Source organism: Telluria sp. AIW5 (assembly GCF_056680575.1).
On sequence record NZ_CM155289.1, the window covers coordinates 5,018,666 to 5,038,256 of the forward strand.

The 19,591-nt window shown below is 66.2% G+C and carries 12 protein-coding genes, 1 tRNA gene and 1 pseudogene; 5 read left to right on the forward strand and 9 right to left on the reverse strand.

All coding sequences use genetic code 11. The features are described 5' to 3' along the window. Positions 1-150: 150 nt before the first annotated feature. Positions 151-1,011, reverse strand: coding sequence for a hypothetical protein (locus AC1MEM_RS22250; protein ID WP_499474270.1), 861 nt, complete (start codon positions 1,009-1,011; stop codon positions 151-153). Positions 1,012-1,338: 327 nt separating this feature from the next. Here AC1MEM_RS22250 and AC1MEM_RS22255 point away from each other — a divergent pair, with 327 nt between their 5' ends. Next, positions 1,339-2,124 (forward strand): uracil-DNA glycosylase family protein, encoded by a 786-nt coding sequence (locus AC1MEM_RS22255; protein ID WP_499474271.1) that lies wholly within the window; start codon positions 1,339-1,341, stop codon positions 2,122-2,124. A 17-nt stretch (positions 2,125-2,141) separates the two neighbouring features. Here the strand turns inward: AC1MEM_RS22255 and AC1MEM_RS22260 are convergent, their stop codons facing one another. From AC1MEM_RS22260 to AC1MEM_RS22270, 3 genes are all read right to left on the reverse strand, one after another. After that, positions 2,142-4,844 (reverse strand): hybrid sensor histidine kinase/response regulator, encoded by a 2,703-nt coding sequence (locus AC1MEM_RS22260; protein ID WP_499474272.1) that lies wholly within the window; start codon positions 4,842-4,844, stop codon positions 2,142-2,144. 181 nt (positions 4,845-5,025) lie between these two features. Next, positions 5,026-6,075, reverse strand: coding sequence for an aldose epimerase family protein (locus AC1MEM_RS22265; RefSeq protein ID WP_499474273.1), 1,050 nt, complete (start codon positions 6,073-6,075; stop codon positions 5,026-5,028). A 283-nt stretch (positions 6,076-6,358) separates the two neighbouring features. Further along, positions 6,359-7,978: a methyl-accepting chemotaxis protein gene (locus AC1MEM_RS22270; RefSeq protein WP_499474274.1), complete on the reverse strand. Its 1,620-nt coding sequence runs from the start codon at positions 7,976-7,978 to the stop codon at positions 6,359-6,361. A gap of 350 nt (positions 7,979-8,328) precedes the next feature. Here AC1MEM_RS22270 and AC1MEM_RS22275 point away from each other — a divergent pair, with 350 nt between their 5' ends. Next, positions 8,329-10,194 (forward strand): PAS domain S-box protein, encoded by a 1,866-nt coding sequence (locus AC1MEM_RS22275; protein WP_499474275.1) that lies wholly within the window; start codon positions 8,329-8,331, stop codon positions 10,192-10,194. A 40-nt stretch (positions 10,195-10,234) separates the two neighbouring features. Here the strand turns inward: AC1MEM_RS22275 and AC1MEM_RS22280 are convergent, their stop codons facing one another. From AC1MEM_RS22280 to AC1MEM_RS22290, 3 genes and pseudogenes are all read right to left on the reverse strand, one after another. Next, positions 10,235-11,602 carry an HD-GYP domain-containing protein gene (locus tag AC1MEM_RS22280; RefSeq protein ID WP_499474276.1) on the reverse strand — a complete coding sequence of 456 codons (1,368 nt, stop codon included), beginning with the start codon at positions 11,600-11,602 and terminating at the stop codon, positions 10,235-10,237. 131 nt (positions 11,603-11,733) lie between these two features. Then, positions 11,734-12,642, reverse strand: a complete 909-nt coding sequence (locus AC1MEM_RS22285) for a DMT family transporter (RefSeq protein ID WP_499477736.1) — start codon at positions 12,640-12,642, stop codon at positions 11,734-11,736. A gap of 481 nt (positions 12,643-13,123) precedes the next feature. Then, positions 13,124-13,501: pseudogene (locus AC1MEM_RS22290) on the reverse strand (KGG domain-containing protein); the annotation flags it as partial. Positions 13,502-13,937: 436 nt separating this feature from the next. On the opposite strand from AC1MEM_RS22290, the gene AC1MEM_RS22295 reads away from it, so the two are divergent. Beyond that, positions 13,938-14,028 (forward strand) — tRNA-Ser (locus tag AC1MEM_RS22295). A gap of 224 nt (positions 14,029-14,252) precedes the next feature. Here the strand turns inward: AC1MEM_RS22295 and AC1MEM_RS22300 are convergent. Beyond that, positions 14,253-14,807: a hypothetical protein gene (locus tag AC1MEM_RS22300; protein ID WP_499474277.1), complete on the reverse strand. Its 555-nt coding sequence runs from the start codon at positions 14,805-14,807 to the stop codon at positions 14,253-14,255. A 203-nt stretch (positions 14,808-15,010) separates the two neighbouring features. Here AC1MEM_RS22300 and AC1MEM_RS22305 point away from each other — a divergent pair, with 203 nt between their 5' ends. Continuing rightward, entirely contained in the window at positions 15,011-16,435 is a 1,425-nt protein-coding gene (locus tag AC1MEM_RS22305) for an MATE family efflux transporter (RefSeq protein WP_499474278.1), read from the forward strand. Between the two features lie 97 nt (positions 16,436-16,532). Further along, positions 16,533-16,856 (forward strand): hypothetical protein, encoded by a 324-nt coding sequence (locus tag AC1MEM_RS22310; RefSeq protein ID WP_499474279.1) that lies wholly within the window; start codon positions 16,533-16,535, stop codon positions 16,854-16,856. Between the two features lie 278 nt (positions 16,857-17,134). On the opposite strand, the gene AC1MEM_RS22315 is transcribed toward AC1MEM_RS22310, so the two are convergent. Next, positions 17,135-19,429 carry a TonB-dependent receptor gene (locus tag AC1MEM_RS22315; protein ID WP_499474280.1) on the reverse strand — a complete coding sequence of 765 codons (2,295 nt, stop codon included), beginning with the start codon at positions 19,427-19,429 and terminating at the stop codon, positions 17,135-17,137. Positions 19,430-19,591 lie beyond the last annotated feature (162 nt).

The window sequence follows — 19,591 nt, forward strand, 5'->3', positions numbered from 1 at the left end:
TCTCGAGCCCACGCGTTCGCACCGTCGCGTCCGCCGGAATTTATTGCGAGCCGCGGCGTTGATCATGCGCTGCAACGCGTGGAGTCGGGACTCCACCCTACGGATCGCGACACGCAACGGTGCCATACGGCGTGGGCACAAGTGCCGACCCTACGAAACCAAGCGTCTCAGCATCCCCGCCAGCGGCTCGAGCACCTCCCCGTCCTGCCAATAGCTGTTATGCGACAGCGGATTCCAGCTCTTGAGCATCCATGCCACCGCGCCCTGCCCGGCATTGATGACCCGGTCTTCGACCATCACGCGGTAGCCCTCGGAGAGCGGCTGCAGCGGCCAGCCGAGCACGTCGTCGGGGTCGTACAAATTCAGCCAGCGAAACAAGGGCGTCGGCGGCGCGATCGGCTTGATGTGCATTTCCTTGTGCGCGGCGACGAAAATCGCGATATTGCAGCCGGTCGTCACCAGGGCGCTGCAGGTGCCGCCGGCCAGGAACTGCTTTTCGCGTCCGCTCAGCACACGCCCCAGCGCCGGGCGCGACCAGGCGTCGATGTCGCGCCAGATGCCGGCCTCGACCCGTCCTCCGCCGAGCGCCTTCTGCGCATCGTAGATATAGCTCGACAGTACCTGGCAGCCGAGCGAATGCGCGAGGAACACGACCGGCATGTCCTGGTTGGCCGCGCAGGCGGCCAGCAACGCGCGCGCGATCTGCACCTGCGCCAGCTCGTAGACCGAGCCCGGGTCTTCCTTGCGGTTTTCGAGGCCGGCGGCATCCGCGAAGCCGAACAGCATGAACTTGCGCAGCGCGTCGTAATGCACCTTGCCGCCGCTGTCGACGCGGTCCCAGACCAGTTGCTCGTTCTTTTGCAGGATGTCCTGGTAATACACCGAATAAAAGGCCGCGCGCTCGCGCAGCGCGGGACCGAGCCGGCTGCGCATCTCGCCGAACACGCCGGCCGCGTAGTCGCGCGGCGTTTCGCCCATTCCGTGAACCGTGATCAGTGCGACCTGGGGCATGGCGCCCTCCTTCCGGACTAAAAAACTGTCATCAGAAACGGCCTCATCAATGAAGCGGATTCCTAACGCCAGCTTACCACCGGCCGGTCCGCCACGCAGGCCAGCACCCTGCCGCACACGAGGGCCGCGAGCTTCTGCTTTACTGTATTTGTTGTAGGAACTATAATTTTCTAAAATATAACTGCATTTGTCCAATTGTATGCACATCAAAACGCGCCGATCGACCGCCACGCCGCCCTGCCCTGTCTCCCGCATGCAGGGGCCGCATCGCGCCGTGGGCGTCGCGCGGCCGGCGCCGGCACGTGTGGCGAGCGCCTCGGGACAGCCATGAGCCCAATCCTGTTTCCCGCCTACGCCGACGCCATCCGCGACCTCGACCTGGCGGCGATCGGTTCGCCCGCCGCCCTACCCGAACGCTTCCTGCTGGCGCGCGAGGGCCGGCTCAGCGTGCACTACATTCCCTTCGAATACGTGAACCCGGCCGCGCGCATCGTCGTCGTCGGCATCGCACCCGGCTTTGCGCAGTGGAAGAACGCGATGCGCGAAGCCCAGCGCACGATGGCCGCCGGCGCGCCCCAGGACGAGGTGCTGCGCGCGGCGCGCCTGGCCGGCGCCTTCAGCGGCGCGATCCGCCCCAACTTCATCGCCCTGCTGGACGCCATCGGCGTGCAGCGCTGGCTCGGCATCGCCAGTTGCGCCTCGCTGTTCGATGCCGATGCCCAACTGGTGCAGATCAGCGCGATCCTGCGCCATCCGGTGTTCGCCGACGGCAGGAACTACAGCGGCACGCCGGGCATGGCCAAGCTGCCTTTTCTCCGCGAGCAGGTGCTGCGCTATTTCGCGCATGAAGCGGCGCAGCTGCCCGATGCGCTCTACATCCCGATGGGCGGCAGCGTCGCCGAAGGACTCGACTGGCTGGCGCGCGAAGGCGTGATCCGGCGCGAGCGTATCCTGCATGGCCTGCCCCACCCCTCCGGCGCGAATGCCGAACGGGTCGCCTATTTCCTCGGCCGGAAAGACCGCGCGGCGCTGTCATCGCGCACCAATGCGCGCCAGATCGACGCTTCGCGCGCCACCTTGCTGGCGCAAATGGACTCGCTCAGCGAACGATAGGATCGCCCGACAGGGCCTCAGGGACGTGCCGCGCTGGCGGCATCCTGGAGGATACGCACCAGCGCCCCCATGTCGACCGGTTTCACCAGGTGGTGCGAAAACCCGGCAGCGTGCGCCCGCACCCGGTCCTGCTCGCCGCCGTAGCCGGTCGCGGCGATCAGCACGGCGCCGCGTGTTGCGGGCTGGGCGCGCAGCAGTGCGCCCAGCTGGTAGCCATCCATGTCGGGCAGGCCGATATCGACCACCATCGCGTCCGGCGGCTCGTTCGTGGCGCGCCGCAGCGCGCCCTCTCCCGAATACTCGACCGCCACCGCGTGCCCCTGGGTCCTGAGCAGCGTGGCCAGGCTGTCGGCCGCGTCCTCGTTGTCGTCGACGACGATCACGCTCAAGGGACGGTAGGCCGCGGCATCGGCGGGCCGCGCCGGCGTGCCGCAAGGGCGCGCCGCTCCCTCGACATCGCCCTCGCCTTGCGCGCACGGCAAGTCGATCGTGAACACGCTGCCCAGCTCGACCCCGTCGCTGTGGGCCGTGACGGCGCCGCCGTGCATCTCGACCAGCTTCTTGACCAGCGCCAGGCCCAGCCCGAGGCCGCCCTGCGAACGCGCCAGGGTGCGCGCGCCTTGCGTGAACAGCTCGAACACGCTCGGCAGCAGTTCGGGCGGCATGCCGGAGCCGTTGTCGCGCACTTCCAGGCGCGCCCGGCCTTCCCGGACCCCGAGCGCGATGCGGATGGTGCCGGCCGGCGGCGTGTACTTGGCCGCGTTGTTGAGGATATTCGCCACCGCCTGGATCAGGCGGGTCGCGTCGCCGCGCACCGCTACCCGCCCCGCGGGCAAGACGAGATCGACGCGGTGCGATTTCTCGTCGATCAGCGGGCGCGCCTGGTCGAGGGCGCTGCGCACGACGTCGCACAGGTCGATCTCTTCCACCTGTAGCGTCACCAGGCCCCGCGTCACGCGCGAAACGTCGAGCAGGTCGTCGATCAGGCGGCTCATGTGCTTGACCTGGCGGCCGATGATGGCGCTGGCCTGGCGGATGCGCGGCTCCTCGCGGAACTGGATGTTGAGCAGCGCCGCCGAGCTGCTGATCGGCGCCAGCGGGTTGCGCAGCTCGTGCGCCAGCATCGCCAGGAATTCGTCCTTCATCCGCGAGAGGCGCTCGGCCTCGACGCGCGCCGCGCGCTCGCTTTGCAGCAGCGCTTCGCGCTCGAGCGCCGACTTGCGCGCCGCCTCGTACAGGCGCGCATTGTCCAGCGCCACCGCCGCCTGCGCCGCCATGCCGGCGACGATGCGTTCGCTGCGTTCGCTGAACACGCCCGGCTCCGGGTGGCCGAAGAACAGGCCGCCCAGCACCGCGCCCGAGCGCGCCACGACCGGCACGGCGAGGTAGCTGCGCACCGGCAGGTGCCCGCGCGGCATGCCGTAGTGCGGCGCCGCCTGGCCGTAGCGCGGGTCGAGCGTGATGTCGTCGCTGCGCACGATGCCCTGGTTGTGGAAGGTCGGGCCGAAGACCGCGGTCGGGCGCGGGTGGCCGAAGTTTTCGAAGGCGTCGCGCGGTGCGCCGGACTGCGTATAGAGCAGCAGGTTTTCGCCGCGCTCGTCCTGGGCGGTGTAGAAGAAGGCGCCGAAGCGGGCGCCGCTCAACTGGGTGCCGGCATCGGTGATCGCCTGCAGCAGCATGTCGTGGTCGAGCGTCGAGGCCAGGGCCTGGCCGGTGCGGTTGAGCAGTTCGAGGATGCGCGTCTCGTCGCGCAGCGTCTCCTCGACGCGGGCGCGGCGCACCGCCTCGCGCGTCTGGCGCGCCACGTCCTCGGCCAGCGCCACTTCGCGCGCACTCCAGTCGCGCGACGCGGCCTCGTGCAGGTAGAACACGGCCGCCAGGCGCCCGGCCTCGATGATCGGGACCGCAATCACCGCACGCGCGCCGATACTCGCATAGCCGGGGGCATAGGGCGCGGCCACCGGATCGGCCGCGACGTCGTCGAGCTGCACCGAGCGCCCGGCGCGCATCTCGGCGATCAGGGCCGGTCCGAAGCTGTCGAGCGGACGCGTCTCGCCGGCCAGGCTGGCGACGCTGCCGTCCGTCCAGTCGCGCTCGACACTGATGGCCTGCCCCGCCGCATCGACCTCGCCATAGCCGACGCGCCCCACCGCCAGGTGCCGGCCCACGAGCGCGCTGGCCGCTTCCATGATGTCGACCGGATCGAGCAGCTCGCGCAGGGTGGCGTTCAGCTTGCGCTGGAAGCGGTGCTGCTGCGCGGCCAGCACGCGCGCGGTGGTGTCGGTGAACACGCAGAGCACACCGGCCACGCCGGACATATCCCCGCGCTCGCGCAGCGGCGAGCTCGACATCGTGACATAGCGGCGCGCCGCGCGCTCATGCTGCACCACATCCAGCACCAGGTCCTCGACCAGCGCGGGTTCCCCCGCCAGCGCGGCATCCACGACCGGCACCACCCCGCTCCATGAATCGGTAAACGCTTGCGCCACAGGCTGGCCGAAGGCGGCAGGATGGCGCTCGCCGAGCAGGTCGACGAAGGCGTCGTTGTAGACCAGGCGCAGCTCGGAGCCCCAGGCCGCGCACATCGGGAAGCGCGAGCCGAGCATCAGGTCGACCACCACGCGCAAGGCGTCCGGCCACGGCTTGCCGCCGGCGAGCGGCACGGCGCGCAGCATCGCGCGCACGCCCTCGCCGCCGGCGTCGGGTGGAACTGCGCGCATCGCTCGGCTCATTCGGGAAGCCTTTGTCGGCGGGTAGGAATTTTCCGATTATAGCGGCCGAAAGCGTGCCGAAAAAGCAAGCGTCACGCTGGCGTGACCGGGTCATGCGGGGTGGATAGATGTCATGCGCGGCGCATGAAAAACGGGGCCGGCGCGCCACACCCGGTGCGGCGCGCCTGGTTCAAGCCTCGACCGAGAACCGGAAGCGCGATTCGGTGGCGTAGACGTCGCCCGGACGCAGGATCGTGTTCGGGAAGGCCGGCTGGTTCGGCGAATCGGGGAAGTGCTCGGGCTCGAGGCAAAAGCCGCTGCGATGGATGTACGTGCGGCCCTTGCCCGCGAGCGAGCCGTCGAGGAAATTCCCGCTGTAGAACTGCACGCCCGGCTCCTGCGTGAACAGCTCGAGCACGCGGCCCGAGCGCGGTTCGCGCACGCGCGCCGCGCGGGTCATCGCGCCCGGCACCGGCTTGTTCAGCACGAAGCAGTGGTCGTAGCCGCTGCCGTGCAGGAGCTGCGCGTCCTCTTCGCCGATGCGCGCGCCGATTGGCGACGGCGTCCGGAAATCGAAAGGCGTGCCCGCGACCGGCGCCAGGGTCCCAAGCGGGATCAGGCCGGCGTCGATGGGGACAAACCTGTCCGCATCGATCGTGATGTCGTGGCCGAGGATGTCGCCGCCGCCGGCCAGGTTGAAGTAACAGTGCTGGGTCAGGTTGACTGGCGTGGCGCGGTCGGTCACGGCCGAAAAGCGCACCACGATCTCGTTGTCGTCGGTCAGGCGGTAGCGCACCGTCGCCTCGAGCGTGCCCGGGTAGCCCTGCTCGCCGTCCTGGCTGCGGTAGTCCAGCACCAGTTCCTCGCCTTCGATGCGCGAGCGCCACAGCACGCGGTCGAAGCCGGGCACGCCGCCATGCAGGTGGTTGTTGCCGTTGTTGACCGGCAGCGTGTATGTCTTGCCGTCGAGCGTGAAGCGGCCATTGGCGATGCGGTTGCCGTAGCGGCCGATCAGGGCGCCGAAATACGGGCTGTCGCCGCGGTAGGGTTCGAGCGTGTCGAAGCCGAGCGCCACGTCGGCGAACACACCGTCGCGGTCGGGCACGTGGATGCCGGTGATGATGCCGCCGAAGTCGAGGACGCGGACGGACATCCCGGCCGCGTTGACGAAGGTGAAGACATTCACCTGCGCGCCGCCCGGCAGTTGGGCGAAAGGGGCTTGTGTGATTGCGGATGGCACGGTGTCGCGTCCTCTGGATTCGATGACGCGATCGTAGCATGGGCATTGCCCATGGCCGCGCAGGCTTGCGTGCACGGGATGCGCCCCGGTAGGGTGGGCGCCCCGCGCCCACGCGGACGTTCGCATTGTGTTTGCCGTTCAACGCGGCGACGGCGCCAATGAACGCGACACGTTATCGCGGATCATTGGTGACATGTTCGGCTTTGCGAGCGCAACAGTCCAAAACGTGCCAACACCATGCGAAGGTTCGCGTGGGCACGGAGTGCCCACCCTACGTTGTTCTTTAAAGGGCTTGCCACTCCGGTTCGGCCATTGTGACCTGGATCGGCCACTTTGCGGCTGGCTTGGCCAGCTGGGTGCCCTGGACCTGGAACACGCTGACCGCGCGCGTCAGGTTCGCTGCCTGCTCCTGCATCGAAGCCGAGGCCGCCGCGGCTTGCTCGACCAGCGCCGCGTTCTGCTGGGTCACCTGGTCCATCTGCGTGATGGCTTCGTTGATCTGCTCGATACCGGCCGTCTGCTCGACGCTGGCGGCGGAAATCTCGCTCATGATGTCGGTCACGCGGCGCACGCTCTCGACGATTTCCTGCATCGTCGCGCCGGCTTCGCCGACCAGCTTGCCGCCTGCCTGCACGGCCTCGGTCGAGTCGCCGATCAGGCCCTTGATCTCCCTGGCCGCGGCGGCCGAGCGCTGCGCCAGGTTGCGCACCTCGGAGGCCACGACCGCGAAACCGCGGCCCTGCTCACCCGCCCGCGCCGCTTCGACGGCCGCATTCAGCGCCAGGATATTGGTCTGGAAGGCGATGCCGTCGATGACGCCGATGATGTCGACGATCTTGCCGGCCGCGCTGTTGATCCGGTCCATCGTGCCGACCACGTCGCCGATCACGCGTCCGCCGCGCTCGGCCACATTCGACGCTGCCTCGGCCAGGACGTTGGCCTGGCGCGCATTGTCGGCGTTCTGTTTCACGGTCGAGGTCAGCTCTTCCATCGAGGAAGCGGTTTCCTCGAGCGAACCCGCCTGCTGCTCGGTACGCGCGGAGAGGTCCAGGCTGCCCGCCGCCACTTCGCCCGAGGCGGTGGCGATGGTCTCGGTGCCGCTGCGTACCGTGATGACGGTGCGCACCAGGCTCTCGTTCATCGTTTTCAGGGCCTGCAGCAGCTGGCCGGTTTCGTCCGTCGTGGTGACCTCGATGCGGCTGGTGAGGTCGCCGGCGGCGACCGTGCTGGCCACTTCCAGCGCGCGCGCGATCGGACGGGTGATCGAGCGGGTAATCCACCAGCCGATCAAGCCGGCCAGTGCCAGCGCGGCCGCGGCCAGCACCATCATCAGGATGCGCGTCGACTCGAACGTGGCCTGTGCATTGAGTGCGGTCGTGTGCGCGATGCCGGTTTGCAGTGCCAGCTGGCCGTTGACCGCCTGCTTCAGGTCGAAGAGGATGGGGCGCATCACGTCCTTCATGTAGCGGCGCATTGCCTGCTCGTCGCCGGCGTCGATCAGCGTCATCATCACTTCCTGGCCCTTGATGTAGCGCTCGTTGGCAGCCGTCATGCGCTCGATCAGTGCCCGCCCTTCCGGCGAGAACACGCTCTGGCGCAGCTTGTCGAGGTTTTTCAGCCCCGCTTTCCGCGAAGTGAGGATTTCGTCGCGCTGTTTCTGGCGGTCCGCAGGGTCGGCGCTGAGAATCATGTTGCGCAGCGCGATGGCGGCGTCGTTTACTTCGGAGAGCACGACGCTCGTAGCGACGATGTTCGGAACGCGGCGCGAGACCAGGTCGGCCGTGCCGTCATTGACCTTGCCGAGCATGTTGATGCTGAAGGTCTGGATGGCGACCAGGATGAGGCACAGGGCGCCGAAGCCGAGCGCGAGGCGCTGGGCGATTTTCAGGTTTGCGAGTTTCATGGAATAAGCTTGAAAAGGATGAAGGCAGCGCCGCGTCAGGCGGCAAGAGGAAGCGTCTCGCCGGATACCAGGCGCGCGAAGGCCCGACGATGAGTGAGAACGATTAATTGCCGCATGGAAAGCATCTTACGGCGCGAATCCGTTGAACTCCATGGTGAACTGTTAACTACGGCAAGAAAAGTGTGAAATACTGCGCCGTTATGGCGCAAACGCGACAGAGTTGCGCATCGTGCAAGCCGACGGCACAGGAAGCGCACACAGCGCCCCGCTATGCCGATCTGCTACAGTCACGGGATCATCCGCATCATGCAAACCGTATAAGTTATCGAACGCATCTGGACCACGAACCCATGCCAGCACCCAGCACCCCACCCGACGAACGCGAGCGCCGTCAACTGCTCGCCTCGCTCGGCCTGCTCGACACCGAGGATGAAGAAGTCTTCGACCGCGTCACCCGCCTCGTCAGCCGCCTGCTGAAAGTGCCGGTCGCCCTGTTTTCCCTGGTCGACGAAGAGCGCCAGTGGTTCAAGTCGCGCGTCGGCCTGGAAGTGCGCGAAACGCCGCGCGAGCACGCCTTCTGCGCCTACGCCATCCTGCAGGACCAGCCGCTGGTGGTGGCCGATGCCACCAGTGACGCGCGCTTCGCCGACAATCCGCTCGTCACCGGCGCGCCCAACATCCGTTTCTACGCCGGCGTGCCGATCCGCTCGAGCGGCGGGCTGGCGATCGGCACCCTGTGCGCGATCGGCGACCGGGCGCGCGTGCTCACCGCCGACGAGCTGTGCATCATGATCGACCTGGCCGACATCGTGCAGAAGGAAGTGCAGTACCGCGAGCGCCTGGCCGTGGCCGGGCGTCACGTGCTGCGTTCGGAAGCGGTGCTCAGCGCCAGCGAAGCGCGCTTTCGTTCGATCTTCGACCTGGCCAGCATCGGCATCGCGCTGGTGTCGCCGACCGGCGGCTGGGTCAGCGTGAATCGCGAATTGTCCCGGATGCTGGGCTACTCGTCGGAAGAACTCCAGCGGATTACCTTCCAGCGGATCACCTATCCCGGCGACCTCGACCTGGATCTCGACCTGCTCGAACGGCTGCGCAGCGGGGACCTCGCCCAGTACCAGCTGGAGAAACGCTACATCCGCAAGGACGGTGCGATCGTCTGGGCCAACCTGGACGTCAGCGTCAAGCGCAACCAGGATGGCGAGGTCGAATATTTCATCGCCGTGATCAAGGACATCAGCGCGCAGAAGGCAGCCGAAGCCGCCCTGAGCGCGCTGCACGCCGACCTCGAGGCGCGCGTTGCCGAGCGTACCCTCGCGCTGCACGAGCGCGAGCTGGAGCTGCGCAGCGTGATCGAAAACGCGAACGACGCCTACATCGGCCTCGACCAGCGCGGCATCGTCACGGTCTGGAACCGCGCGGCCGAGCAGACTTTCGGCTACAGCCCGTCCGAGGCGATCGGCGAATCGCTCGACGACCTGATCATCCCGGACGCGATGGCCGACGCGCACCGCAACGGCATGCTGCGCTACGTGACGACCGGGGTCTCGACGGTGTTGGGCAAGCGCCTCGAAGTGCCGGCGGTGCGCAAGGACGGCTCATCGCTGATGGTCGAATTGCGCATGAGCGCCCTCGAAGTGCATGGCCAGCAGATGTTCAGCGCCTTCCTGCACGATATTTCGGAGCGCAAGGAAGCGGAGGCGAGGCGCGAATACGAAACCCGGCACGACACGCTGACCAACCTGCTGAACCGGCGCGCCCTGCTCGAAATCCTGCCGATCGCACAATCGCGCGCGGCGCGCACGCGAAAAAGCATGGCGCTGCTGTTCATCGACCTGGACGGCTTCAAGGCCGTCAACGACGACCTTGGCCACGACGCCGGCGACACCGTCCTGCGCGCGGTCGCGGCGCGCCTGCAGGACGTGGTGCGCAAGACCGACAGCGTCTTCCGCCTGGCCGGCGACGAGTTCACGGTGCTGCTCGAAGCGATGGCCGACACCTTCGGCGACGCGCGCCAGGTGGCCAGCAAGATCATTGCCGAAGTGGGCCGCCCGGTGCCGGTCGGCGACGATTTTGCCGACGTCGGCGCCAGCATCGGCATGGCGGTCTTCACACCGGCGGGCACCGCCAGCGCGGAAGACCTGATCAAGGAAGCGGACCGCCAGATGTATGCCGCCAAGCGCGCGGGTAAAGGCCGGGTCTACCCGCTGGCAGAGTAGACCGGCAGCGGCGCCCTGCCGGGTGCCGGGTTGGCGAAACTTACAGCGGCACGCGTTCGAGCCCGCGCCTGAGCGCCGCGAGGCAACGCGCGTCGAGCGCCGTGCCGACCGTCTTTTCCATCATCTCGAGGGCCTGCGGCACGGGAATCGCGCCGCGGTAAGGACGCTCGGCGGTGATGGCGTCGAAGATGTCGGCGGTGGTGATGATGCGCGTCTCGAGATCGATCTCGTCGCCCTTCAAACCGCGCGGATAGCCGCCGCCGTCGAGGCGCTCGTGGTGGGCGCCGGCGATGCGCGCCAGTTCGGCGAAGGCGCCGATGCGCGACAGGATCGATTCGGTGAACTCGGCATGCTGGCGCACCGCGGCCCATTCGTCGCGGTCGAGCGCGCCGGCCTTGTCCAGTACACTGTTGCTGACGCCAAGTTTGCCGACATCGTGCAGCATCGCACCGCGCCGCAGCCAGCGCCGGCGCTCCGGCGCCATGCCCATCTCTTCGGCGATGATGTCGGTGTACAGCGCCACCCGGCTGCTGTGGCCACTGGTGTAAGGGCTCTTCGAGTCGACCACCTGGCCGAAAGCGGTGGCGATGTCGTCGAGGTAGTCGTCATCGATTGCGACCGTGTGTTCGACCGGTTCCATCGCAAACACGATCTTGTCCATGTCGGGCGCGCCGAGCATGCTCCAGAACGCATCGAGCTTCGACACGCGCTCGAATGCCGCGACCAGGCGCGGGTCGAACCAGGTCCCGGCGCGGCTGCGCACTTCGGCCAGCGCGGCGGCGCGGCCCCCGGCTGTATGGAAGACGTCGACCACCTGCGCCAGCAGCGCGATGCGGGCGTAGACGGGAATCGCCTCGCCCTTCAGGCCCTCGGGGCTGCCCTTGCCGTTGAAATGTTCGTCGAGGCTGTAGATGCCGGTCGCGACGCGCTCGGGAAAACGCAGCAGGCGCGCGATCTCGGCGCCGCGCTGGCAGCGGGTGGCGATGAATTCCTTGCCGGTCCTGCGGCCGTCGCGCAGGATCGTCAGCACGGTGCGGAAGCGCTCGGCCATGCCCGCCTTCATGCCGGCATGCTTGAACACGAAGGACAGCACCTGCGGCAGGCTGTCGCCGACGGTCTTGAAATCGTGCTTGAACATGCGGTCGTCCGTCATGTACAGCTCGCAAATGCGCGCGGCGTTGCTGCTGCAGCCGACATCCTTCAGGAGCAGCATGTAATACAGCTCCCACAACTGCTCGGTGCTCATGCCGGCGTCGCGGCCGATGTGCATGCCGATCCAGCACACCCGCACGCAATGGCCGGCCGGCTGGCCTTCGGTCAGGTCGAGCGCGTAGCTGAGCGATCCGATCAGTTCGGAAAGCTTGAGGGCGGCGGCCGGCGCCGCTGTCGTGGCGGGGAATCGGTCCATGATTGGAATATTGCCGTGGCGAAACAACCGATTGTACGCAGAAAGCTGGCGCCAGGACGGCTGTGTGTCGCGAACGGCAACGATCCCAAGCCGAATCGTGCTGTATTGTGCGGTTCTGCGCTGCCCTGTTGTCAGGCTGCGACGGACGACTGCACCGGCGCCGGCGTCGCATGCAGGCGCACCGACCAGGTGACCCCGAGTACCAGCAGCCCGATGGCGACGCCTTCCAGCAGGCGCGGCCCTTGCGCGCGCCAGGCGAAACCGTAGAGCATGGCCGACACCGTCTCGAACAGGATCAACTGGCCGGTGAGCGTCACCGGCAGGCGCCGGCTGGCGATGTTCCACAACTGGTTGCCGATCACCGAGGCGCCCAGCGCCAGCAAGCCGTTGTAGAGCCAGAACAGGGGCCAGTCGCGTCCCGGTGCGGCCGCTTCGGTGATGCCGGCATGCGCCAGCAGCAGGGACAGCGCGCCGATCGGCAGCGCCACCAGGCCGCTGGCCAGGCCGTAGAGCGAGGACCACTGGCCGCCGCTGAACTGCGGATTGCGCTTCAGGTAGCGCGCATTGTCGAGCGCGTACCAGGTCCAGCACGCCAGCGCACCGCAGGCGCAGGCCAGCCCGAGCACGGTCGAGGACAGCGGCGCCCCGCCCGCTTGCGCATGGCGGAAGGCGTCGACGTTGATGCAGGCAATCGCAACGCCGATGACCAGCAGCGGCGCGGCCAGGCGCCTGAGCGGCACCGCGCCCTGGTCGCGCCGGCCCAGCAGCGTGACGGCGACCGGGATCAGGCCAATGATGAGCGAGGTCGGCGCCACGCCCGCCAGTTTGACGCCCAGCGCGAGCAGCGTGTAGTAGACGAGGTTGCCGCTCAGGGCCTGGCGCAGCAAGGCAAGATAGTCGCCCGGGGCGAGCCGGCGAAGCAGATGACGTAAGCCCGGCAGCATCAGTCCCAGCGAGATGGCGCCATAGGCCATGTAGCGCCCGACAGCCAGTTCGACCGGAGTAAAGCCCGGCAACAATTCCGGCACGATGAACACCATGCCCCACAAGGCGCCGGCCAGCACGCCACACAACACTCCAGTCAACACATTTACTCCGGGGGAACCGCTGCGCGAAAACACGATTGTGCCAGAGCCGGCCGGGATGCGTCCGGCGTAGGTGGCCGCATCCAGGGGGCCTGAACACCCGGCGGTGAGTGCGCCGCCCACGCGTGCAACCATCCCCGGAAACCGCGCACCGATGCAGGAACCCAAACACGACGAAGCGCCGCCGCAACCGGTCGAACGACCGGCGCGACGGCGCCCTTGCACGGCCGGGGTAGGATTCCCCGCCGCTACCTGCTTGAGCCTGGCTGCGCGGCTGCCCGCCGCTTAGCCAGGGTAGGTCGACAACCGCTTAACGCTTGTTGTCGTTCTTGTGGCTTTGACGGCCGGCTTCGGCATGCTGCTCCGGCGAGCCGCCGCGCGTACCGCCACCGCCCTGGCCACCCTGGTTACCGCCGCCACCCGACTGGTTGTTGCCGTCATTCTTGTGGCTTTGACGGCCGGCTTCGGCATGCTGCTCTGGCGAGCCGCCGCGGGTACCGCCACCGCCCTGGCCCCCCTGGTTACCACCCTGGCCGCCCTGGTTGCCGCCGCCACCCGACTGGTTGTTGCCGTCGTTCTTGTGGCTCATCGAGCCGGCACGGCGTGCTTCTTCCGAGTTGAACTCGTGGGCATTGCCCGATGCGTGTGCTGCACGGCCGCCTTCGCTGGCGATCTCGCGCTGACGCTCCGGATCCATCGATGCGAAGCCGCGGTTGCTGGTATCACCGCTCTGCTTGCTACCCTGGTTGCCTTGGTTGCCGCCCTGGTTGCCCTGGTTGCCGCCTTTGTTACCACCTTGGTTGTTCGATGCCATAGTTGCCTCCTGTTATGAGTGAAGTGCCAGCCCAATGTCGGCTGAGACAGGTACATCCTAGTCAGTGCGAGCCGTACTGACCACTAAGCGCGCCTTGTCGGAACGTAGGAATAGGCCCCATCGCCTTGTCGGCCATCGCTTGCAGTTTTGGAGACAACTTTGTTCTTTTAACAGCTTCTTCGTGCATCTCCTGCTGAGCTGGAGATGCACGCACCGGCCGCAACCGATGCGATTCCGCAGCCGGCCCAGGTCTTTTTTGCGGCGCCGCGCAGCCATGAGGCAGAGGCGATCGATCAGCGCGGTCGCGCCATTTGTGACGTGAGCCCCTTGCGACCGCATCGTGCGGGTGGGGCTTACTGGGGGAGGCGGTGGGATAGTGCTTGAACTGCCGAGAATTGTTGCTATAATAGGCGGCTTCGCTGAAGCGAAGCATGCAGGAGAGATGGATGAGTGGTTTAAGTCGCACGCCTGGAAAGCGTGTGTAGGTTCATAGCCTACCGGGGGTTCGAATCCCCCTCTCTCCGCCAGGAGTACAAAAAAATGGTCGCCCTCGGGCGGCCATTTTTTTTGTTTCGTGGCGGAGAGAAGCAGAGCCCTGCGGGCTCTGCGCGGTCGCCAAGGCGGCAGGTTCGAGGGCTTGGGCCTGCAGGCCCAAGCCTCTCCGAATCGCCTGTCTGCCGTCGCCCCAAGGGCGGCGGCTTCGCGCGCCGAGGGCGCGCGCCCTACCTCCGACTCTCAGACCTCGGCTACATCACATATTGCTTCGCGCGGTCGCTTTGGCGGCCTCTGTTCGCTCCATCATTTCCGCCACAAACATCTGAGCGACTTTATTTTCAGGTACTTCTGCCTCAATGGTCTTTAATACCTGCGGCATCCATTTCGGGCGCATGTTTTCCGGAAGTCCGGCGTAGTCCATGGCGTTCACACCATGCCCCTGGCGAATGACGTAACCACGGCCGAATAATGGATAGAAGAACTTGCTGCCCGTACTGAAAATGGGGCGCTCATTCTTGCCCGGACATTTTTCTTTGGTCAGAATCAAAGCGTAACCGACAGGCTTGTCTGGTTCAGGAGGGAGAACCTGTTCGGTCGATGACTGAACCTCCTCCCAATCCCTTGCGTACTGAACCATGACGCCATCGTAGCTGCACTTGTCTACTCCATATGGAGTTTGCTGCCTCATCGCAACCGAATAGACGCGAACACCTTCCTGAATTTTGACGTCCACATTGGCTTGCGCAACGATATTAACCATCTGGCTTGTAAGAGTGGCGGCAAGGAAGAACGCATTCAGGAATTCAAACATGTTGGGTCGGGAACAAAGGTTGAGAAATTCGGGTTACTGACGAGTCGAAATGTGGGAAGGCCAGCCTCGTCGCTCCCATGAGCACAAAATTCTAAGAACGTTTCGCAATTTCCGCAAGGAAATAAAATTCTCTGTTACCTACAGCACATCCTCCTCCCCGCGCCTCGTTTAGCATACCCATTCTCCCCGTCCACAGGCACCACATGGCATCCAACCGCAAAGCCCTGTTCCTCGAAGGCTCCATCCCCCGCGCGCTGACCACCCTGGCCATCCCCATCATCCTGGCCAACCTGCTCCAGACCGGCTACCAGCTCACCGACGCCTTCTGGGTCGGCCGCCTGGGCGCCGCCGCGGTCGCCGCCATCTCCGTCAGTTTCCCTGTCACCTTTCTGGTCATCGCCCTCGGTTCCGGCCTGGCCATGGCCGGCGCGACGATGACCGCCCAATATGTCGGCGCCGGCAAGCAGGACATGGTCAACCACGTCGCCGCCCAAACCATGCTGATGGTCGTCATCACCTCCGTCGTCTTCGGCGCCCTCGGCTTCGCGCTGGCCCCGATGCTGTTGCACCTGCTCGGCGTCGCCCCGGAAGTGTACAAAGGCGCGCTCGGTTTCCTGCGCGTTTCTTTTGTGGGCATCATCTTCGTCTTCATGTACGCGATGTTCCAGTCGCTGATGCGCGGGGTGGGCCAGACGAAGGTGCCGCTCATGATCGTCGCCGGCACCGTGCTGCTGAACTTCCTGCTCGACCCCTTGTTCATCTTCGGTTGGGGCCCGATCGCGGGCCAGGGTGTGATGGGCGCGGCCTATGCCACCCTGATTACCCAGGCATTGGCCGCCGGCCTGGGCATGGTGATCTTCCTGCGCGGGCAGCACGGCATTGCGCTCGACTGGAAAGGCTTCAGGCCCGATGCGGCTTACCTGAAGCGTGCATTTTTCCTTGGCCTGCCGGGCTCGGTGGAACTCTCGACGCGGGCGCTGGGACTGATGGTCATGTCCTTCCTCGTGACGAGCTTCGGGACGCTCACGATTGCCGCCTACGGGGTCGGCTCCACCATTTTGCAAGTCATCACGATCCCGGTCATGGGCGTGGCGATGGCGGTGGCAACGCTCGTCGGCCAGAATATCGGCGCCGGCAACATCGAACGTGCCGAGCGCATTACCTGGCTGGGCACGCTCGCCAGTTTCGCCATCCTGACTGTGCTCGGCGGGATTGCCTGGCTGGGTGCGCCGTGGTTCGTGCGCTTCTTTATCCCGAACGATGCGCAAGTGATCGCCGGCGGCGCCCACTTCATCCGCATCATGTGCCTGGCCTGGGGCGGCATCGGTATCCAGTTGTGCGTCGTGTCGGCCTTCCGCGCATCCGGCAATATGCTCAGCGCCATGATCATTGCGATGGTCTCGCAGTGGATGATCCAGTTTCCGCTCGCCTATGTCCTGGCAAAACATACCAGCCTGCACGCGGATGGACTGTGGTGGTCCTTCCCTGTCACCAACGTCCTGGTGGCACTGATCTCCGTCGCCTGGTTCGCACGCGGCAGCTGGAAAACCGTACGCCTGACGGAGGACGATGTGCAAGTGGCCAAAGTCACGGAGGAAGCCGTCATCGAGGAAGGAAGCTTGCGCTGATCGGGAATACCGCAACACGCCCGTATTCATCGGTTGAAGCCGGGGTGCGTTGATGGCAGACTGACAGTTGGCGACAACCCGATACCCAGGAGCGGCGATGAACATCATGGCAGGCGGCAAAGTTCCGGCAAGGCAGGTCAGGGCCCGGCATTTTCTTCTCATCCTGCTGGCAACTGCCGCCCTCCTGCTTGTTCCGCTGGCGGCAATGCAGTTCACGGCGGAAGTACGCTGGACCGGCGGCGACTTTATCGTCGCGGGCGCCCTGTTGGCGGGCACCGGCATCATCGTCGAGCTGGCAATGAATACGGCGCGCACGCGCAGGACGCGCGTCATCGCCGCTGCGGTGATCGGGCTGGCCTTCCTGTTCATCTGGGCGGAGCTCGCCGTCGGCATCGTCGGCAGCCCGTTCGCCGGAACGTAAGCGCGGCGGTTTCCGCATGAAAAGGCCGCCCGCGAAGGCTAATGCCGGTCAGTTAAGCGCGGATGAGCTGACTCTGGGCCAGCATAACGCGCGGGCATGCCCGCCCTACGGTGCGCCACCGTCGTCATTGTTGGTCGAGACCGCTGTGTAACGTAGGGCGGGCATGCCCGCGCGTCGACCTCAAGAACAAAGGCCGCTCCGATGTGAATCGAAGCGGCCTTCTTCACTGACCGGCATTCGCCCGCGAAGGCGGCCTTTTCATTTCCGCTGGCCTGCCCTTACAAGTCGTACTTCAACTCCGCCAGCCAGGTGCGCTGCGGATATGGGTGGAAATTCCAGTAGCGATAATTGTTCAGGTTATCGATCCCCAGCGCCACGCTCCACCTGGCATTCACGCGGTAAGTTGCGCGCAGGTCGGCCGTGAAATACTTGCTCGCGCCCTGGTAGGCGAACCCGTTCGGATCGGAATTATCGAGCGTGGAAAACTGCTCGCCGCTGTAACGCGCGGCGAGCGTCAGCGCGAGCTTGTCGTTGACGCGATAGCTGGCCACGCCGGTCGCGCGCCACTCGGGAATACGCGGCTGGCGCTTGCCGACGCTGACCGGGAACTTGTCGTTGCGTTTGATTTCCGAATCGGTCCAGGTGAGGCTCGCGTTCAGGTCCAGGCCTGGACGCAACACGTCCGTCGCGCCATAGGCCAGCTCGAAGCCTTGCGTATCGATGCGCCCGACGTTCTGCACATTCGTGACGTTCGGCGTGACCAGCACGTTCGTCTGCGAATACAGGGCGTCGCGGGTGCGCTCGCCGAAGGCGGTCAGGCGCAGTGTTCCGGCCTCGAGCTTGCGTTCGGCCGTCAGTTCTCCGGTCCAGGAACGTTCCGGCGCCAGGCCGGGATCGTTATTGATCAGGACGCCCGCGCCGTTGACGCCGCCCTGGTAGAGCTCGGAGACGGTCGGCATGCGTACCGCGCGTCCCAGCGAGGCCTTCAGCACCCAATCGGGCGTGGCCTGCCAGGCCAGCGCCGCTTTCGGAGAAGCATGGTTCTCGCGCCGCTCGCCGTGCGTGACCGTCGTCGTCGCGTTCGACGTGCGGCCATCCTGCGCCTCCCAACGTTCCATGCGCAGGCCGAGCACGGCTTTCCAGGTGGGTGAGAAGCGCCATGTGTCCTGGGCGTACAGCGCCTGGGTGCGGGTGCGCCCGCCGAAAGCCGCGTTGCGCGCGCCCGGTGCGCCATCGATCCAGTTCGCCGTCGCGTTCTCGATACTGGCCAGCTTGTAGGCTTCGCGCTGGTAGCCGAACTCGACGATGTGGACGCTGCCCTGCCCCTGCGGCCGCCACACACCTTTGGCAGCGAAGGTATTCCAGCCGGTGCCGCTGCCGTCGACGATGCGGCCCGCTCCGCCGTTCAGGGCGCCCGGCAGCGCGACCGTCGCGGCGCGCAAGCTGTCCTGGTTGTAATCGTAGAGGCTGGCGGCGAGCTCCCAGTCGAACACGCCTTTGGTGTTGCTCTTGAGCGAGAGGCCATGCATCACGTGGCGCAGTTCTTCGTTGGATACGTTGAAATCGGCCTGGCCGAGCGTGTAGCTGCGTCCCCCAATCGTGACCGGGCCGCTGTAGACCGGCTGGCCGGCGCCGTTGCGCAGGTAACTGTCGGGCCGGCCTTCGGATTCGTTTTGCCACAGGCCCATGACATAGGTGGCGCGCAGCGTCGGCGAAAAGTCGTAGGCGAGCTTGGCTTTCAGATGATCCTGCACGGTGTGGTATTGCGTGGCCGTTCCAAGGATCAGCCAGTCGCGGTAGCTGCGGTCCTGGCCAGGCACGGCGCCGGCCACGCTGTCGGCATTGCCGCTTGCCATCCCGGCGCCCGGCAGCCGGGTCACGAAAGTCTGCGGCTGTCCGTCGCTATCGTTGCGGCTGAGGTCGATGAACCAGGACCAGGGACCTTGCCGGTTGCCGAGCGACACACTGCCCTGGCGGCCATTGAAGCTGTCATGCGTGTTGTAGAGCCGGAACGGCTGGTGCGACAGCGACAGCCTGGCGTGCGCTTCGAAGCGGCGTGGCATACGCGTGATGTAGTCGACGACGGCGCCGACCGAGTTGCCGCCATAGGCTGCGGAGAAAGGTCCGTACAGCACATCGACGCGCTCGATTTCGCTCGGCGTCACCATGCCCCAGCGCGGCGCGAAGCTGGCGCCGTTGCCGAGGTAGTTCGACAGCAGGATGCCATCGGCGTACACGGCCGAGCGTGCGCTGTTGCCGGTGCCGGAGGCTCGCGTCGACAGCACGGCGTGGTTGTAGTCGCCAATGTAGCGCTTGCGCACCAGCAGGCTGGGCAGGTATTTGAGGGCGTCCTCCGCGTCCGTCGCGTTGACGGTGCGCGCGATTTCGGCGGCGGTGATGCCCTCGATCGTGGTCGGGATCTGGGTCGGCAGCGAGGTCGGGCGGTTGCCGGTGACGAGCACGGTGCCCATCTGTTTTTGCGGCGCGGCATCAGCCGCTTGCTGCTGCGCCTGTGCAGTGGTAGCGAACGCGGCCGCGATGGACAGCGCGAGGATGGATTCTCTTGGTTTCATTGTGTTCCTGTTCGATACGGTCACGTCGTGCGCACGTTCTGCAGCATTGGATGCTGCGAGGCGGGCGCGCGTGCCCGGCGACCTGCGAAAAGCTCAGCTGCCGGACTGCGCGCGCCGGTGCACGACGTGCGGATGCGCCATGCCATCAGGCATGGGCACGAG

Excerpts from the sequence above, each read along its gene's own strand:
- AC1MEM_RS22250 (WP_499474270.1), bottom strand. The coding sequence starts at position 1,011 with ATGCCCCAGGTCGCACTGATCACGGTTCACGGAATGGGCGAAACGCCG.
- AC1MEM_RS22255 (WP_499474271.1), top strand. The coding sequence starts at position 1,339 with ATGAGCCCAATCCTGTTTCCCGCCTACGCCGACGCCATCCGCGACCTC.
- AC1MEM_RS22260 (WP_499474272.1), bottom strand. The coding sequence starts at position 4,844 with ATGCGCGCAGTTCCACCCGACGCCGGCGGCGAGGGCGTGCGCGCGATG.
- AC1MEM_RS22270 (WP_499474274.1), bottom strand. The coding sequence starts at position 7,978 with ATGAAACTCGCAAACCTGAAAATCGCCCAGCGCCTCGCGCTCGGCTTC.
- AC1MEM_RS22275 (WP_499474275.1), top strand. The coding sequence starts at position 8,329 with ATGCCAGCACCCAGCACCCCACCCGACGAACGCGAGCGCCGTCAACTG.
- AC1MEM_RS22280 (WP_499474276.1), bottom strand. The coding sequence starts at position 11,602 with ATGGACCGATTCCCCGCCACGACAGCGGCGCCGGCCGCCGCCCTCAAG.
- AC1MEM_RS22285 (WP_499477736.1), bottom strand. The coding sequence starts at position 12,642 with ATGGTGTTCATCGTGCCGGAATTGTTGCCGGGCTTTACTCCGGTCGAA.
- AC1MEM_RS22300 (WP_499474277.1), bottom strand. The coding sequence starts at position 14,807 with ATGTTTGAATTCCTGAATGCGTTCTTCCTTGCCGCCACTCTTACAAGC.
- AC1MEM_RS22305 (WP_499474278.1), top strand. The coding sequence starts at position 15,011 with ATGGCATCCAACCGCAAAGCCCTGTTCCTCGAAGGCTCCATCCCCCGC.
- AC1MEM_RS22310 (WP_499474279.1), top strand. The coding sequence starts at position 16,533 with ATGAACATCATGGCAGGCGGCAAAGTTCCGGCAAGGCAGGTCAGGGCC.
- AC1MEM_RS22315 (WP_499474280.1), bottom strand. The coding sequence starts at position 19,429 with ATGAAACCAAGAGAATCCATCCTCGCGCTGTCCATCGCGGCCGCGTTC.